At 58.0% G+C, this 15,123-nt stretch carries 16 protein-coding genes; 10 read left to right on the top strand and 6 right to left on the bottom strand.

Annotated features, from left to right (window positions below):
- The first annotated feature begins 360 nt into the window (after window positions 1-360).
- Both MMS95_RS15625 and MMS95_RS15620 read left to right on the top strand, forming a co-directional pair.
- Complete coding sequence (locus tag MMS95_RS15625; protein WP_004931740.1) at window positions 361-1,278, top strand: TIGR03571 family LLM class oxidoreductase; 918 nt, start codon at window positions 361-363, stop codon at window positions 1,276-1,278.
- A gap of 158 nt (window positions 1,279-1,436) precedes the next feature.
- Window positions 1,437-1,868, top strand: a complete 432-nt coding sequence (locus tag MMS95_RS15620; RefSeq protein WP_015378948.1) for a glyoxalase/bleomycin resistance/dioxygenase family protein — start codon at window positions 1,437-1,439, stop codon at window positions 1,866-1,868.
- A 6-nt stretch (window positions 1,869-1,874) separates the two neighbouring features.
- Here MMS95_RS15620 and MMS95_RS15615 read toward each other — a convergent pair whose 3' ends face one another.
- Window positions 1,875-3,419: a BCCT family transporter gene (locus MMS95_RS15615; protein WP_171404314.1), complete on the bottom strand. Its 1,545-nt coding sequence runs from the start codon at window positions 3,417-3,419 to the stop codon at window positions 1,875-1,877.
- A 158-nt stretch (window positions 3,420-3,577) separates the two neighbouring features.
- Between MMS95_RS15615 and betI the strand changes: the two genes are divergently transcribed.
- Window positions 3,578-4,174: a transcriptional regulator BetI gene (betI, locus tag MMS95_RS15610; RefSeq protein ID WP_049240074.1), complete on the top strand. Its 597-nt coding sequence runs from the start codon at window positions 3,578-3,580 to the stop codon at window positions 4,172-4,174.
- A gap of 15 nt (window positions 4,175-4,189) precedes the next feature.
- Here the strand turns inward: betI and MMS95_RS15605 are convergent, their stop codons facing one another.
- Entirely contained in the window at window positions 4,190-5,959 is a 1,770-nt protein-coding gene (locus MMS95_RS15605; protein WP_033633586.1) for an ABC transporter ATP-binding protein/permease, read from the bottom strand.
- 179 nt (window positions 5,960-6,138) lie between these two features.
- Here MMS95_RS15605 and MMS95_RS15600 point away from each other — a divergent pair, with 179 nt between their 5' ends.
- On the top strand, window positions 6,139-6,996 hold the full coding sequence (locus MMS95_RS15600) for an AraC family transcriptional regulator (protein ID WP_242141918.1): 858 nt from the start codon (window positions 6,139-6,141) through the stop codon (window positions 6,994-6,996).
- 34 nt (window positions 6,997-7,030) lie between these two features.
- On the opposite strand, the gene actS is transcribed toward MMS95_RS15600, so the two are convergent.
- The gene (actS, locus tag MMS95_RS15595) at window positions 7,031-7,780 is read right to left on the bottom strand and encodes an amidase activator ActS (protein WP_242141916.1); all 750 of its coding nucleotides are present in this window, start codon (window positions 7,778-7,780) and stop codon (window positions 7,031-7,033) included.
- Window positions 7,781-7,968: 188 nt separating this feature from the next.
- Window positions 7,969-8,598, bottom strand: coding sequence for an isochorismate family cysteine hydrolase YcaC (ycaC, locus tag MMS95_RS15590; RefSeq protein WP_033632185.1), 630 nt, complete (start codon window positions 8,596-8,598; stop codon window positions 7,969-7,971).
- A gap of 189 nt (window positions 8,599-8,787) precedes the next feature.
- Here ycaC and MMS95_RS15585 point away from each other — a divergent pair, with 189 nt between their 5' ends.
- The 3 genes from MMS95_RS15585 (at window position 8,788) to MMS95_RS15575 (ending at window position 10,825) form a co-directional block, all read left to right on the top strand.
- Window positions 8,788-9,654, top strand: coding sequence for a LysR substrate-binding domain-containing protein (locus tag MMS95_RS15585; RefSeq protein ID WP_242141913.1), 867 nt, complete (start codon window positions 8,788-8,790; stop codon window positions 9,652-9,654).
- A gap of 127 nt (window positions 9,655-9,781) precedes the next feature.
- Entirely contained in the window at window positions 9,782-10,351 is a 570-nt protein-coding gene (locus tag MMS95_RS15580) for an HdeD family acid-resistance protein (protein WP_004931723.1), read from the top strand.
- Window positions 10,352-10,486: 135 nt separating this feature from the next.
- Window positions 10,487-10,825: a hypothetical protein gene (locus MMS95_RS15575; protein ID WP_085337097.1), complete on the top strand. Its 339-nt coding sequence runs from the start codon at window positions 10,487-10,489 to the stop codon at window positions 10,823-10,825.
- 180 nt (window positions 10,826-11,005) lie between these two features.
- On the opposite strand, the gene MMS95_RS15570 is transcribed toward MMS95_RS15575, so the two are convergent.
- Both MMS95_RS15570 and MMS95_RS15565 read right to left on the bottom strand, forming a co-directional pair.
- Window positions 11,006-11,614: an OmpA family protein gene (locus tag MMS95_RS15570; RefSeq protein WP_033632184.1), complete on the bottom strand. Its 609-nt coding sequence runs from the start codon at window positions 11,612-11,614 to the stop codon at window positions 11,006-11,008.
- Window positions 11,615-11,617: 3 nt separating this feature from the next.
- Window positions 11,618-12,094: a hypothetical protein gene (locus MMS95_RS15565; protein ID WP_021505694.1), complete on the bottom strand. Its 477-nt coding sequence runs from the start codon at window positions 12,092-12,094 to the stop codon at window positions 11,618-11,620.
- A 424-nt stretch (window positions 12,095-12,518) separates the two neighbouring features.
- Here MMS95_RS15565 and MMS95_RS15560 point away from each other — a divergent pair, with 424 nt between their 5' ends.
- From MMS95_RS15560 to MMS95_RS15550, 3 genes are all read left to right on the top strand, one after another.
- A complete protein-coding gene (locus MMS95_RS15560) occupies window positions 12,519-13,097 on the top strand; it encodes a 2OG-Fe dioxygenase family protein (protein WP_021505695.1) in 579 nt (192 codons plus the stop codon).
- On the top strand, window positions 13,094-14,326 hold the full coding sequence (locus MMS95_RS15555; RefSeq protein WP_049240079.1) for a cysteine desulfurase-like protein: 1,233 nt from the start codon (window positions 13,094-13,096) through the stop codon (window positions 14,324-14,326). Before MMS95_RS15560 ends, MMS95_RS15555 begins: the two co-directional genes overlap by 4 nt.
- A 276-nt stretch (window positions 14,327-14,602) precedes the next feature.
- A partial coding sequence (locus MMS95_RS15550) for a LacI family DNA-binding transcriptional regulator (RefSeq protein WP_242141910.1) occupies window positions 14,603-15,123 on the top strand: 521 nt, incomplete at its 3' end.

The following is a 15,123-nucleotide window of genomic DNA, read 5'->3' as shown; positions in this document are numbered from 1 at the left end:
CGAATAATCTCAACGATCACTCTTCAGGCTTATTAATTTTTTACCCGTATTGAATGAACGCTGGGGAATATTCAGTTTTATTTTTATCTATTGAATCATTTAGTTTTATTTTATTGCCGCACAACAAACTAACTCTTATGAGGGAAAGGCTATTGGCAGAGTTACATAATTTCATCTGGACAATAGCAAAAGCGCAGAGCGTGACGTAAATCACGGCAATCATGCCGTATCCTGTAAGGTAATTATGCTCGCAACAGCAATTATCTATTGCGATTAGGGCTGTTTATCTCAATTAATCGTCATGCAACACTTCGTGCCATCGTTCGACACCGCGCCGCAAGGCCTGAGACGGAGTGACACATGAGCATCGAAAGACTAACCCGGGAGCCGCTTTCCATCGGCATTGAGCTGCCGTTGGACAATGATTGGTCCACCAGCGGGCAGCTGAAACGCCAGCAGGACGGGCGGCCGTTCGGCGTGCCGGATATGAGTGAACACGCTGCGCGCATCAAGCTGGCCGATGAGCTCGGCTTTCGCGCCGCCTGGGTTCGCGACGTGCCGCTGTACGATCCTGACTTCGGCGACGCCGCGCAGGTGTTTGAGACCTTTACCTACCTCGGCTACCTGTCCAGCCTGACGCGCAATATTCTGCTGGGCACCGCGGCCGTGGTGCTGCCGCTGCGCCAGCCTTGGCTGGTGCGCAAAGCGGCTTCCACGCTGCAAACGCTGAGCGGCGATCGTCTGCTGCTCGGCGTCGCCAGCGGCGATCGCCCCGTGGAGTACCCGCTGTTCGGCGCCGATTACGCCGCGCGCGGTGAAAACTTCCGCACCAGCGTCGGCATTCTCAAAGGTGAAGCCGACAGCGCGCTACAGCCCGGATTGCGCCTGCTGCCGGCCACGCCGCCGCCGCCGCTGCTGGTCGCCGGGCTGGCGCAACAAACGCCCGAGTGGGTGGGCAAAAATATGGATGGCTGGCTGTCATATCCCGGCACGCCTGCGGACCACGTTTCGCGAGTCAAACTCTGGCGTAACGTAGCCGGTGACAAGCCCTACGTCAGCTTTATTCATCTCGACCTCACCGATAACGCCGACGCGCCGATTCAGCGCCATCGCTTCGGCATCAAGAGCGGCCGCAATGGATTGATTCAGGAACTGAGCGCCATGCGTGACGCCGGGGTCAACCACATCGGCCTGCATTTCCGCCGCAACCAGCGGCCGCTGGAAGAGACGATGCAGGAGATCGGTCAACTGGTGTTGCCGGAATTCCATCGCGCCTGAAGCCCGCTTTAGCCCGCTATTCCGACCTGAGCGGGTCTTTGCCCCGTTACCGGGGCTTTTTTATTTCCGCCGCTGCTAGTTCATAACAACTCAGTCTAATCCCTGCGGCCAAACGGCGGCATGATGACGGGGAAACGAGCCACCATGAGGAATGAGCAATGACGGCAAAACTGACAGAAGCGGGCTTTTGGCGCAAAACCGCCGACTCTTCATCGCTGCGCGAGCCGCGCGTGCTGATCCGGGTCTACGTCGACGAAGGCGAGATTGACCGCGCCATTGCGTTTTACGAGCGGCTGCACGGCGTGGAAGCGGATATGCGTTTCGACTTTCCCGAACATCGGCTGGTGCTGGCGGCGGTGGGGCCGTTTCTGATCCTGGAAGGCTCGGAAGAAAGCCTGCGTCCTTTCCGCAGCACCGTCGGCACGTTGCTGGTCGATGACATTTATCCTTACCACCAGCGGCTGCTGGCCGCCGGGGCCGATATCTTCTTTGGCCCGGTGGACGTGCCCACCGGCGCCTGTTTCAATGCGCGCCTGCCGGACGGCACGATTATCGAATACGTGCATCACCGGCCGCGCGCGGACGAATAAGCCGCCTCAAGGGAGCGCCGGCGTCATGGCGTAACCGCGCAGATCCTTGCGCAGGCTGATCATGTACAACACGATCACCGCCGAGAACGGCAGACCGCACAGCACCACCGCGGTCTGCATCGCGCTGAAACTGCCGGCGTACAGCAACCCGGCGCAGATCAACGTGGTGACCGCCGCCCAAAATACCCGCAGCCAGGCCGGCGCGTCATCGTGGGCGGAACCGCCCTGGCAGGAGAGGTTCGCTATCATCAGCGTACCGGAATCGACCGGCGTCAGGAACAGCACGAAACTGATCACCACCACAAAACCGGCGGTCAGCTGGGTATAGGGCAGGTATTCGAACAGCTTGAACACCGCCATCGGCGGATCGCTTTGCGCCACCTGCCCGAGGATCGCCTGCCCGCCTTCCAACACCAGGCTGATGGCGGTATTGCCGAAGATCGACAGCCACGCCAGCGTGAAGCCCAGCGGGATCAACAACACGCCAAAGATCAATTCACGAATGGTGCGCCCTTTGGAAATGCGCGCGATGAACAGCCCGACAAACGGCGCCCACGCCACCCACCAGGCCCAATAGAACAACGTCCAGGCGCCCTGCCACTGGCGCGCCTTGCCGTACAGATACATATCGAAGCTGCGGCTGACCAGCGAAGTGAGATAATCGCCGAGGTTCTGCAACATGCCGTTGAGCAGATTCAGCGTCGGGCCGGCCAGAAACACGAACAGCAGCAACAGGCACAGGAAGCCGACGTTGATGTTCGACAGCATCGCAATGCCCTTCTCGACGCCGGTGACCGCCGCCAGCGTGGCCACCACCATCATCACCACGATCAGCGCCAGCAGCACGCCGGTGCTTTGCGGAATATCGAACAGATAAAACAGCCCCGAGTTCACCAGCAGCGCGCCGATCCCCAGGTTGGTTACCATCGAAATCACCGTCACCAGAATGCCGAAGCTGTCCACCAGATGGCCGGCGCCGCCGTGGGTGCGCTCGCCGAAGATCGGGTATAACGCAGAGCGCAGCGCCAACGGCAGGCCGCGGCAATAGGCGAAATAGGCCAGCGCGGTGGCGATCAGCGCATACAGCGCCCAGCCGTGCAGCCCCCAGTGCAAAAAGGTCAGCGCCATCGCCTGCCGCGCCGCCTGCACGGTGCCGCCGCTGCCTTCCGGTGGCGACAAAAAATGATCCAACGGTTCATAGGCGCCGTAGTACACCAGCGCAATGCCGATGCCCGATGAGAACAGCATCGCCACCCACGAGGGATAGCTGAACTGCGGCGGTTCGTCATCCTGGCTGAGGCGAATATGGCCGAAGCGCGACAGCGCCAGCCAGAAGACGAACACCATGCAGGCGACCATCAACAGCATGTAGTACCAACCGAACACGTCGGCGACCCAACTTTGCGCGACGTTCAACCACTGTTTGCTGGCTGCGGGAAACAGCACGACCAGCGATCCCAGCAGCAGGATCACCGCCGCCGAGCCGAAAAATACCGGGACATTCAATCTGACAGGTTCTTCGTCAAGCGATGGAGGAGTTTTTGTTGTCATTGGCAGGCTTCCATGATGCGAAAGACAGACGATTTAAATGCAACTTTTAATTAACATTTTATCGTCATTTATTTGACATTTTAGCAGCATATAGAGTATTGATTGACCGTTCAATCAATCAAATCCAAAGTGTGATTGGCCTATCAGTTGAGGAAAATATGTACCGAAGAGACATTCCGGAGCAGCGTAAGGAGCAGTTGATTAACGCCGCCTTCGAGACCATAAACGTCGTCGGGCTGGCCGGCGTCACCCTGTCTCAGGTCGCGAAAGAAGCCGGGCTGTCGACCGGCATCGTCAGCCACTATTTTGGCGATAAAGAGGGGTTGCTGAGCGCCACCATGCGCAAGATCCTGCGCGATCTGCGTGACGCGGTGGCCGAGTGCCGCGCGCAAGCGGCGAGCGACAGCCAATCGCAGCTGTGCGCCATCATTCAGGGCAACTTCCACCCCAGCCAAACCAACGCCATTTCCATGCGCGCCTGGCTCGACTTCTGGGCCGCCAGCATGCATCAGCCGGTGCTGCGCCGCCTGCAGCGCGCCAACGATCGGCGGCTCTATTCCAATATTTGCAGCCAGTTCCGCCGCGAGCTGCCGCTGCAGCAGGCGCGCGACGCGGCGCGCGGGCTGGCGGCGATGATCGATGGGCTTTGGCTGCGCGGCAGCCTGGCCGGCGACGAGACCGACCTAAAGCGGGACTGCCGCATCGCCTGCGACTACGTGGCTCAGCGGCTCAACGCCGCTCAGCCGCAGGGGTGAACGTGAACGGTTCCGTCAGTGCGGTTCCTGCTCTTCACTGTACTGGGTTTGCCACATGGCGGCGTAGCGGCCGTTCGCGGCCAGCAACGCCTCGTGCCCCCCGCGCTCGACGATCTCCCCCGCCTCCAGCACGATAATTTCATCGGCGTCCACCACGGTGGAGAGCCGATGAGCGATCACCAGCGTGGTGTGGTTGCGGCTCACCTCGCGCAGGTGCCCCTGGATTTCGCGCTCGGTCTGGGTATCCAACGCGCTGGTCGCCTCGTCAAACACCAGGATGGCCGGATTTTTCAGAATGGTGCGCGCAATCGCCACCCGCTGCTTTTCCCCGCCCGACAGCTTCAGCCCGCGCTCGCCCACCCGGGTGTCGTAACCGTCGGGCAGACCGACGATAAAATCATGGATATGCGCCAGCCGCGCCGCCCGCTCGATTTCTTCATCGCTGGAGCCGGTTTTGCCGTAACCGATGTTATAACGCAACGTATCGTTGAACAGCACCGTATCCTGCGGCACGATGCCGATCGCCTGCCGCAGGCTGGCCTGGGTCAGTTGGCGAATGTCCTGGCCGTCGAGGGTAATGGCGCCCCCCTGCACGTCGTAAAAGCGAAACAGCAGGCGCGACAGCGTGGACTTGCCCGCGCCGGAGGCGCCGACCACCGCCACCGTGTGGCCCGCCGGAATGGTAAAGCTCACCTGCTTGAGGATCGGCCGGCGCGTGTCGTAACCGAAGCTGACCGCGTCGAACCTCACTTCGCCGCGATCGAGGCGCAGCGGCTGCGCATCCGGGCTATCGACGATCTCACGCGGTTCCTGCAGCAGATCGAACATGTTCTCCATGTCGATCAGCGCCTGGCGCACCTCGGAATAAATAAAGCCGAAGAAGTTCAGCGGCTGATACAGCTGCAGCAGATAGGCGTTGACCAGCACGAAGTCGCCGACCGTCATCGTCCCCTGCGTAATGCCCCGCGCCGCCATGGTCATCATCACGATCAGTCCGATCGAGATAATGGCGGTTTGCCCCAGGTTGATCGCCGTAAAACTGAATTGGTTCTTGATGGCGGCGTATTCGTACAACCGGCGCGACAGGTCGAAACGCTCGGCCTCGAACTCTTCATTGCCGAAGTACTTCACGGTCTCATAGTTCAGCAGGCTGTCGATGGATTTGCTGTTGGCGTCGGCGTTGGCCTTGTTGAGCTCGCGGCGAAAGCGGGTGCGCCAGCTGACCGCCAGCACGGTGAACAGGATGTAGCAACCGACCGTCGTCAGGATCGCCAGCGCGAACCAGCCGTTCAGCATATGCCACATGATCGCCGTGACCAGCGAGAGCTCGAACAGGATCGGCACGATGGAGAACAGCAGCCGCGACAGCACCGTGGACACCGCCTGAGTGCCGCGCTCGATGGACAACGACAATCCGCCGGTCTGGCGCTCCAGATGGAAACGCAGGCTCAGCGCATGCAGCTGGCGGAACACCCGCACGCCCAACAGGCGCGTGGCGTTCTGGCTGACGTGGATAAACATCACGTTGCGCAGTTCCTCAAACAGCGCGCCGCCCACCCGCGCCACGCCGTAGGCGACGATCAGCCCCAGCGGCACCGCCAGCATTTTCGCCGTCTCGCCGCTCAGCGCATCGACCATCGCTTTATAAGCCAGCGGCACCAGCGTGGTGCTGACCTTGGCCGCCACCATGAACACGAAGGCCACCACCAGATACCAACGCAGCCGCGGGTTATCTTTCGGCCACAGATAGGGCAGCAGGAATTTCAGCAAACGGGAACGATCCATCATGTAATATTCATCTTCTCGGTCGGGATCGCGGCGCACAGCCGCGCGGGGTTATGAGTTTGGCCTGGCCGGCGGCGAACGCCGCACCATTCCGTTTTCCTGCAGCGATAACTCAGCATCATCCGTCAGGAGAAGTGGCGGCGGCTCGGGCAAAGTTCAGGCATGGAGGAGACAATCACATGACCCAGACGTATGCAAAGCGTTTTGCGCTGGTCTTTGACTATATCGACCGCCACCTGGACGAGGCGCTCACCGTCGAAAAACTGAGCGAAGTGGCCCACTTTTCGCGCTTTCACTTTCAACGCCAGTTTAGTGCGTATTGTGGCATCTCGGTGTGGCGTTATATCCAGTGGATGAGGCTCAAACGCGCCTCGTACCGCCTGGCGTATAACCCGCTGGAGCCGGTGATTGACATCGCGCTGGACGCCGGTTTTCAAAACCCGGAGTCCTTCAGCCGCGCCTTCAAACAGGCGTTCAGCCAAACGCCAAGCCAGTTTCGCAAACGGCCGGCCTGGATCGATTGGCAACAGCGCTTTCCCGAGCCGAAACACAAAAGGAAACAACCCATGAAGGTAGACATTCTCGACTTCCCGGCCACGCCGGTGGCGATGATCGAACATCGCGGCCCATCCGCGCTGGTCAACGAAACCGCCGCACGCTTTATCGAGTGGCGCAAAACCAGCGGCCTGTCGCCGGTCAGAAGCAGCCGCACTTACGGTATCGCGCCGCACGATCCGGCCACCACCGAAGCGCAGGACTTCCGCTTCTACATCTGCGGCGAGGTCACTGCGCCGATCCCGGAGGACAACGCCTTCGGCGTGGTGAACAGCACGCTGCCGGCCGGGCGCTGCGCGGTGCTGCGCCATCTCGGATCGCTGGATGGGCTCCCGGAAAGCGCCCGCTATCTTTACAGCGCGTGGTTGCCGGCCAGCGGCGAGGAGCTGCGCGATTTCCCGCTCTATTTCCACTACCACAACTTCGTGCACGAGGTAGCGGAATATGAACTGGTGACCGATCTTTATCTGCCGCTGAAATAGCTGACATCCGGCCCCGCAAGGAGCCGGATTGACGTTAACAGGACGGCGACGATCCCTGCGGCGGCAGATAGCGCTGCGGATCGAGCGCGGTGGCGCGGTAGCGGATCTGGAAATGCAGGAACACCGAATCGGTGCCGGTGCTGCCCATGGTGCCGATCTTCTGCCCCGCTTTCACATCCTGGCCGTTGCGCACCAACGTGGTGTCGTTGTGCGCATAGGCGGTAATGAAGTCTTCGCCGTGCTTAATCATGATCAGGTTACCGTAGCCGCGCAGCTGGTTGCCGACGTACACCACTTTGCCCTTGGCGGAAGCATAGATCGGCTGGCCGCGTTTACCGGCGATGTCGATGCCCTTGTTGCCGCCATCGACATTGGAGTACGCCTGCACGATCCGGCCGCTGGTCGGCCAGCGCCAGCAACGTGCGGCGCCCGGCGGCGGCGTTTGCTTGGCGATCGCGGAGGAAGATGTTTTACGGCGCGTGGCGGCGGTTTTGGTCGGCGCGCTGCCGCTCAGCCGCAGCTTTTGCCCCACTTCCAGATTATAGGGCGGGCGTATCTTGTTGATTCTGGCCAGATCGCTGACTTCGCTGTCGGTGATCCAGGCGATGTAATACAGCGTATCGCCCCGTTTGACGGTGTAGGACTTGCCGGTGTAGCTGCCCTTCGGCAGTTTGTCGTAGTCGCGGTTGTAGGTGTTTTTACCCGAACATCCGGCCAACAGCAGCCCCAATGTCAGACACACCGCGATGCGGCGCCACCTCGCCAGCTTGCTTCCTGTGCTCAAATCCTGTCCCCAATCGTCTTTTCGGTTCTGATACGCCTCAGCCGCACAGTGTAACATTTGCGCCGGGTCAGTCAAAAAGCGGGGAAGAGGCAAATATCGGAAAACAGCTGGCGCGGAGGCCGCTGCGGCACGATCGGCGGGAGGAAAAATGGCGCCATAAGGCGCCAAATCATGCAGCGATGCCGGGATTACTGTTTACCTGAGGTCAGCAAACTGAAGCTGGTCATCAGATTGCGATAGTCAGGAATATGTTGAGAGAACAGGTTCCCCAACCCTTCGATATCATTTCGCCAATCGCGGTGCAATTCGCACGCCGCGCCAAACCAACTCATCAGTTGCGCGCCGGCCTGGGACATGCGATCCCAAGCCGCATCGCGCGTAATCGAATTGAACGTGCCGGATGCGTCTGTGATGACGAAAACCTCATACCCCTCTTCCAGCGCAGAGAGCGCAGGAAACGCCACGCAAACCTCGGTCACCACGCCGGCGATGATCAGTTGTTTCTTGCCCGTGGCCTTTACCGCCTTGACGAAATCTTCATTATCCCAGGCATTGATATTGCCGGGACGAGCAATATAGGGGGCGTCAGGGAAAGTTTGCTTTAGCTCTGGCACCAAAGGGCCGTTCGGTCCGTTTTCAAAACTCGTGGTCAGTATTGTCGGTAAATTGAAGTATTTAGCCAGATCGGCCAGCGCCAAAACATTATTTTTGAATTTATCCGGATCCTGATCTCTAACCAGGGACAGTAGCCCGGTCTGATGATCGACTAATAAAACGGCGGCCTGTGTCTTATCTAATCGATTATATTTAAAAGTCATTCCCTTCTCCTTTATCATCAAAATCATCAAATTCCGATCGCCCCATGCATTCCAAGCATGTAGCATACTTTCAAACGCTCCGACATCAGGCTAGCAATGAACCAGCCGGGTAAATAGCACGATTATTGGGAATGAGTGTTTCACCACTGGGAAGGTTAATTTTATATGATAGATTTCAATGAGATGGTTATGTTTGCCAGAGTAGTTGAATGCGGTGGATTTCTTTCCGCCAGTAAGAAGTTTGGTATACCCAAATCGACGCTATCAAGGCGAATATCCAATTTGGAAAAAAGGCTTAATGTCAGACTTATTCAGCGCTCAACGCGAAACCTCATGGTCACCGATATAGGAAAAGAATATTTTCAGTACTGCCTGCAGATGATTAGCACCGCAGAGAAAGCCGAATACCTTATTATTAACAAAAGCGAAAAACCCACTGGGAAAATAAAACTGACCTGCTCAAACATTCTCCTGGATCTTGGCCTAACGGAAGTGCTGGCGAGATTCATGCTGCAATATCCCAAGGTCAATTTGCATGTGAAAATATTTAATCGCAACGTGGATATTATTTCTGAAGGGTATGACCTCTCATTAAAACTCATCGCCGATGAGCCAAAAAACAGCAATTTGGTGATGCGTCGAATTTGCGCTGTGCCCACCGCATTTATGGTCGCCCCCTCTGCAGCTATTCAGTACCAAAGTATAAATACGCCCGAAGATCTCTCCAGTTTGCCAACGGTCGGGTGGTTATCGACCCATCTTCAGGCCGCCTGGACGTTTCAACAAGCCGATCGCGAAGTCAAAATAAACAACGAGTCGCGCATGGTGTGCGATGACATTCGCCTGATCAAGGAATCGATCGTAAAAGGCGTCGGTGTTGGCTGCCTGCCGCTGAAATTAGCCCGCCAGGAACTGCTCGACGGCAGCCTGAAAACGCTGCTCGACGACTGGACATTGGAACAACACAAGATTGTCGCGTTTTACCCTTCCAGACAAGGACTCCCTCCTTCGGTAAGGGCGCTGATTGATTTCATCGTTGATGAACTGGCCGAATAACACGCCGCTTCCAAGCATAAACGCCACGCCGGATTTACCGCAGCGATTAAAAAGTGACTACTATAATAGAGCGCTCGGAAAAATAGAGTGCCCCCGAGGATCGCAACAAAGAGAATGGAGCTGTAACATGCTAAACCTTGATCGCAATAATCTGCCCCTCCTGAGCGAAGAACTGCTCAAAAAGCAACGCACCACCCTGCTGATCATCGCCTTCCTGCTGCTGGCGGGCGGCATACTGTGCCTGGTCAACCCTTTCGCCTCCGGCGCGGCGCTGAGCATCGTGGTCGGCGTCCTGCTGCTGTTGAGCGGCGCCGGGCTGATTATCGCCATGATCGCCAACCGGGCGCAGAATACCTGGCCGATGATCGGCGGCATTCTGCTGGGCGTGGCCTACCTGATTATCGGTTATGTGTTCATCACCAGCCCGCTGGCGGGCATTCTGGCGCTGGCGGTGTACCTTGCCGTGCTGTTCGCGCTCGGCGGTATCGCGCGCCTGGCGGCCGGCTATATGCGCCGCGGATTGCCGGGCAACTGGCTGCAGTTCGTCATTGGCGTACTCGATTTGATCATCGCCTGGATGCTGATCGGCTCAGGCCCGGCGGCGTCGGTCACGCTGGTGACGGCGATCGTCGGCATCGAGATGCTGGTCAGCTCCTTTGCGCTGTTCCAGGCGGCGAATCTGTTTAAACGCGCCTGATGCTACCGGCCCGCCATCGCGGGCCTCATCGCTTTTGTTGCTTCCAGACAAAACAAGGCGATACCCCCTCGGCTTGTCCGTGGTTATCTTCATCGGTAAGTGCCAATATAGGCGCAGACAAGGGAGCTGAAACCGATGACAACCCATTCCAACCCGTTGAACTCGCGGGAAGTCTGCCTGCAATTACGCCATTTCAATCAGGTAATCGGGCAACAATGCCGCAATATGGCGCGCCAAAATACCACCTGCCCGTGCTGCCTGGCGGACATCGCCACCGGTTGCGACGCCGGTATCAAACTGTGCGGCCAGCAGTTGGCCAAACCCAACCCGCAAACCCCGTTATTCCGGCAGATTCGCAACTTGCTGCTCGATCTGCGCGCAGAAGCGATAGGGGTTCACAGAATAGACGTCCTAAACCGCACCAATAACGAAATATCCTGGCTGTTGCGTGAGCTGTATTTCGAGACGTTCTGATCCCGCATTTTGTCGGCGCCGCTAAAGCGAAAGCCGAAAGCGAGATACGGGCTTTTGATCATGTTCATCAATCATTAGCGTCACCGGCTCCACGCCATACAGCCTGAACTCCGCGAGCAGTCAGCGAGAGGAGCCCGTTTAAAAGCGGCTCTGGCAAAGGAAACGTCCACCGGCGCGGGGTTAACCGGCGGCAGCGGTTTTCGGCAACACGAAGTCAACCCGCCGATTCTTGGCCCGGCCCGTCGGCGTGTCGTTGGAAGCCACCGGTTCAGCCTCCCCTTTTCCCCGTTCACTCAGACGAGATTTTTCTACCCCGTGTGCGATCAGCCAAACAGCCACCGCACGTGCGCGTCGCAGCGACAGATCCTGATTATATTTATCGCTGCCCACCGCATCGGTATGCCCCTCGATCACCACGTTCCCTACCGGTTCGGCCGCGATAAATTGCGCCACCTGTTGCAGCGCAGGCTCCGCTTTAGCAGCAATCGCATCGCTGTCGAAGGCGAACAGCACATCGCTGCGCATCGATAACGTGACGGCATTTTTGCTGTCTCTGACGGAAATGTCGGCGGATTGTTTAGCCAAATCCGCTGCCTTACTCTGCAAGTCAAGGACGCCGGCATTCAGCCCCGAAGGCAAACCAACCAAATCCAGCCGGGTAGCCTTGAGATCGAGTATCACCGGTTTCCCCACGGATGCCGGCTCTCCGCTGTCAGCCCATGAACCCAATGACACCATCCCAAAGGCTAACATCCCACCCACACAGGCGGCTTTCCTGAGGCCGTTCATCGCTCAACGATCCGTAATGGCTATCGGCCCGAGCGGCTCGACGTTGGCGATCGTCAGGTACACCTCTTTCACATCAGGTGGAGGCGCGGGGAAGCTGCCAAACCAGGTGGCGACATAGGGAATGCCTGAGCTTGAGCTGAATGACACGTTGGGAGAGGCCAGTGGGACATTATTGCTATCGGTAAGCAGCAGGTATTTTTTATTACCCACCAGAATGTAGAAGGATTTCTCAAGACTGCTTTTATCCAGACTGCTATACAAGCCTTGTCCATTAAGGTTGTCTTTCAACCCTTTGAAACGCACTTTGATGGTCAGGATTTCACCGTGGCGCACGGCCTCGGTCACTTGCGCTTCGGCTACGCCGCTGCTGACGATCCCGGTAGCCAACGGGGTCACGGGGGGATCCTCCGCGAACGCCATGCCGGGAAGCATTATCGAAGCAAACAGGCAGGAAATGACGAATTTTCTGACATGCTGCATGATCGGAGTCCTTATTCAGGGGGAATTGAAGATTGTTCTTTCAACAACCAGGCAATGCCACTGCGGTCACTCTGTCCCGGAATTATAGTAAAGCACCTCATATTCATGAGAGTTATCCCTGAAAGCGTAACCTTGGTCACGTTATGCTTACGCATGAATTCTCCCCCGTTAGCGCTTATTTTGCTGAATGACCGGCTTCATACCAGCATTCCCTTCCGCTCATCCTCTCCGCTGTTCACCCCACTTTACGACCGCCGTCACACCTCGCTACCGCTAAATTGCGTTGGTTATAGAGTCGTCTACAATTCAATCGAATCCCCCCCTACAACATCAGAAATTATTATTATTAGAGGTGATTATGTTACAGAAACACGAAAACGTAATAAGTATGACTGTACTAAGCCCGCAAGCCACCCAACAGCTGATGCCATCGTTCTCCTCCTTGCCCCACACGCAACACGCCGACGGCAAATATCGCCTGCGCCGTTATTCGGTCGTTAAATACCTCAACCCCAACGTCGCCGAAGTGGGGCCGCGCACCTTCATGCAGTCGGATCAGATCAACCACTTCCAGGGCAATGTGGTTCGCCGCTTCGAACCTATCGACAGCGCCGTGTTGCAGAGCGCCGGCATGGCAGAGATGTGCAACCTGTTTGCAGAAAGCAACGAACTGCCGGAAGGCGCCGAGATAGAGATCCACCAGATGCGCGTGGTCGCCATCGAGAAAGACACCCAGGTGGCGCCGGAAGGCATTCACCAGGACGGTTTCGACCATATCGCAATGATCGCCATTCATCGGCACAACATCGTCGGCGGTGAAATCATGCTGTATGACGACAGCCACCACGACCCTTTCTTTAAAAAAGCGCTGGCGGACGGTGAAGCCGTGCTGCTGGCGGACAGCAAACTGTGGCACAACGCCACGCCGATCAACGCCGTGAGCCCGGAAGAAGAAGGTCATTTGGATCTCTTTGTCCTCACCGCTCGGGGGGAGAAAGCATGACCTTTACCCCCGAGCTCGCCCGCGCCCAGTTCAGCGCGCTGTCACAGCAGATCGACGGCAAACCGGCCATCTTTTTCGACGGCCCCGGCGGTGCGCAGGTTTCACGGGGCGTGCTGGAAAAAATGACCGACTACCTGGGAAGGTACAACGCCAACCTGGGCGGCCACTATTTCTCGAGCCGGGTCACCGGCGAGGTGATGGGCCAGGCGCGGGAATCGGTGCGCGCCTTGTTAAATGCGCCGTCGCCCGACAACATCGTCTTCGGCATGAACATGACCACGCTGACTTTCCATCTCAGCCGCATCATCAGCCGCGACTGGCAGGCCGGCGATGAAGTCATCGTCACCGCACTGGATCACTACGCCAACGTCTCCAGTTGGCAGCAGGCTGCCGCCGACAAAGGGGCCGCGGTGCATCAGATACCGCTGGAGAGCGCCGACTGCGCATTGGATGCCGCGAAAGTGTGCGAGCGCATCAACGCCAACACCCGTCTGGTGGCGGTCAGCTACGCCTCCAACGTCACCGGCAGCATCGTCGATATCAAAACCATCGTCGAAGCCGCGCATCGGGTCGGCGCGCAGGTGTATGTCGACGCCGTGCACTATGCGCCGCACAACCTGATTGACGTGCAGGCACTGGGCTGTGACTTCCTGGTGTGCTCCGCCTACAAGTTCTTTGGCCCGCACGTCGGCATGGCCTACATCGCGCCGCAGTGGTTGCAGCGCCTGCGCCCTTACAAGGTCGAGCCGGCCACCGACGTCGGCCCCGGCCGTTTCGAGACCGGCACGCAAAGCTTCGAAGCGCTGGCCGGCGTCGCGGCCGCTATCGAGTATCTGGCGCAGTGGGGCACGCCCGGTGCGCCGTTGAGGCAGCGTTTGCAGGAGAGCTTCGCCGCCTACCACCGGCATGAAGAGGCGTTGTGCAGCCACTTCCTGCAGAGGCTGCAACAACTCGACGGCGTGCGGCTTTATGGCAACCCCCGGGCGGACAGCGCGCGCCGCACGCCGACCTTCGCCCTGACCTTCAGCGGCCACACGCCTGACGCGATCGCCCGCCGCCTGGGGCAGCACAACATCTGCGCCGGCAGCGGGCATTTCTATGCGTTGGGCTTGGTGCAACAGCTGGGGTTGCAGGACGGCGGCGTGCTGCGCATCGGCATGATGCACTACAACACTCGGGGCGAGATCGATACGCTGTTCAACGTGATCGCCGAAGATATTCTCAGTTAATCCGGCCATATCGGCCCGTTCATCTTATTGAGCGGGCCGAATCAAGTATCAAACTGCCCGTCTTTTCTTCCACCGCGTCCACGGCGCACAGATGCGTGCCTTTCTTTCCCCGCGTTACGAAATGCGGAGATAACGAACATATAATGCCGGAGACCGGAATCGGCGCATCGTGCGGTTGTCACCGGATACGGCGGAGGCAGCACATTGCGTGCATTCTCTTTTGACTCGGCAGTGGGCATAATGACAAACACGGTCTGGATCAGATGAGTATGAATGGTGAAGTCGCAGCGCATTACGTTAAATGACATTGCTGTACTGGCTGGTGTCACCAAAATGACGGTCAGCCGCTATCTGCGCACGCCGGACAGGGTTAAACCGGAAACCGCTGCGCGCATCGCCGCCGTGATCGAGGAAGTCGGCTATCAGGCCGATCCTGACAATCCCGCCCTCTATTCCAATAGCCCTCCCCTCATCGGCGTTCTGGTTCCTTCTTTTAACAATCTGATATTTGCTGATGTCCTCGCCGGCATTGAATCCGTGACGTCTGTACAGGGTTATCAGACGCTGGTCGTCAATTATGACTACAACAGCAAACGCGAAGAGGAGCAAATTGCCGCGATCCTGGCTTTTAAGATCAAAGGGCTGCTGCTGACCGAGTCAGTTCATAGTCTGCGGGCGGAAAAATTCCTGAAGACGGCAAAAATACCCGTTGCTGAAATCATGGGGCTGTCAGGCAATGCAGATCCTGTCTCTTATACACATCTGACGCTGCCGACGATGGCCTCTGTGTGTAGATC

Source organism: Serratia sp. PGPR-27, assembly GCF_022678525.1.
Taxonomy (GTDB): Bacteria; Pseudomonadota; Gammaproteobacteria; order Enterobacterales; family Enterobacteriaceae; genus Serratia; species Serratia nematodiphila.
The sequence above is the reverse complement of the archived record's forward strand: the minus strand, read 5'-3'. Positions and strand labels throughout refer to the sequence as shown.

Bases quoted from the DNA above. Each gene is read 5' to 3' on its own strand.
- MMS95_RS15605 (WP_033633586.1), bottom strand. From the start codon at position 5,959: ATGGATCGTTCCCGTTTGCTGAAATTCCTGCTGCCCTATCTGTGGCCG.
- MMS95_RS15575 (WP_085337097.1), top strand. From the start codon at position 10,487: ATGACAACCCATTCCAACCCGTTGAACTCGCGGGAAGTCTGCCTGCAA.
- MMS95_RS15565 (WP_021505694.1), bottom strand. From the start codon at position 12,094: ATGCAGCATGTCAGAAAATTCGTCATTTCCTGCCTGTTTGCTTCGATA.
- betI (WP_049240074.1), top strand. From the start codon at position 3,578: ATGTACCGAAGAGACATTCCGGAGCAGCGTAAGGAGCAGTTGATTAAC.
- MMS95_RS15560 (WP_021505695.1), top strand. From the start codon at position 12,519: ATGCCATCGTTCTCCTCCTTGCCCCACACGCAACACGCCGACGGCAAA.
- ycaC (WP_033632185.1), bottom strand. From the start codon at position 8,598: ATGACTTTTAAATATAATCGATTAGATAAGACACAGGCCGCCGTTTTA.
- MMS95_RS15600 (WP_242141918.1), top strand. From the start codon at position 6,139: ATGACCCAGACGTATGCAAAGCGTTTTGCGCTGGTCTTTGACTATATC.
- MMS95_RS15585 (WP_242141913.1), top strand. From the start codon at position 8,788: ATGTTTGCCAGAGTAGTTGAATGCGGTGGATTTCTTTCCGCCAGTAAG.
- MMS95_RS15615 (WP_171404314.1), bottom strand. From the start codon at position 3,419: ATGACAACAAAAACTCCTCCATCGCTTGACGAAGAACCTGTCAGATTG.
- MMS95_RS15580 (WP_004931723.1), top strand. From the start codon at position 9,782: ATGCTAAACCTTGATCGCAATAATCTGCCCCTCCTGAGCGAAGAACTG.
- MMS95_RS15625 (WP_004931740.1), top strand. From the start codon at position 361: ATGAGCATCGAAAGACTAACCCGGGAGCCGCTTTCCATCGGCATTGAG.
- MMS95_RS15620 (WP_015378948.1), top strand. From the start codon at position 1,437: ATGACGGCAAAACTGACAGAAGCGGGCTTTTGGCGCAAAACCGCCGAC.
- MMS95_RS15570 (WP_033632184.1), bottom strand. From the start codon at position 11,614: ATGAACGGCCTCAGGAAAGCCGCCTGTGTGGGTGGGATGTTAGCCTTT.
- MMS95_RS15555 (WP_049240079.1), top strand. From the start codon at position 13,094: ATGACCTTTACCCCCGAGCTCGCCCGCGCCCAGTTCAGCGCGCTGTCA.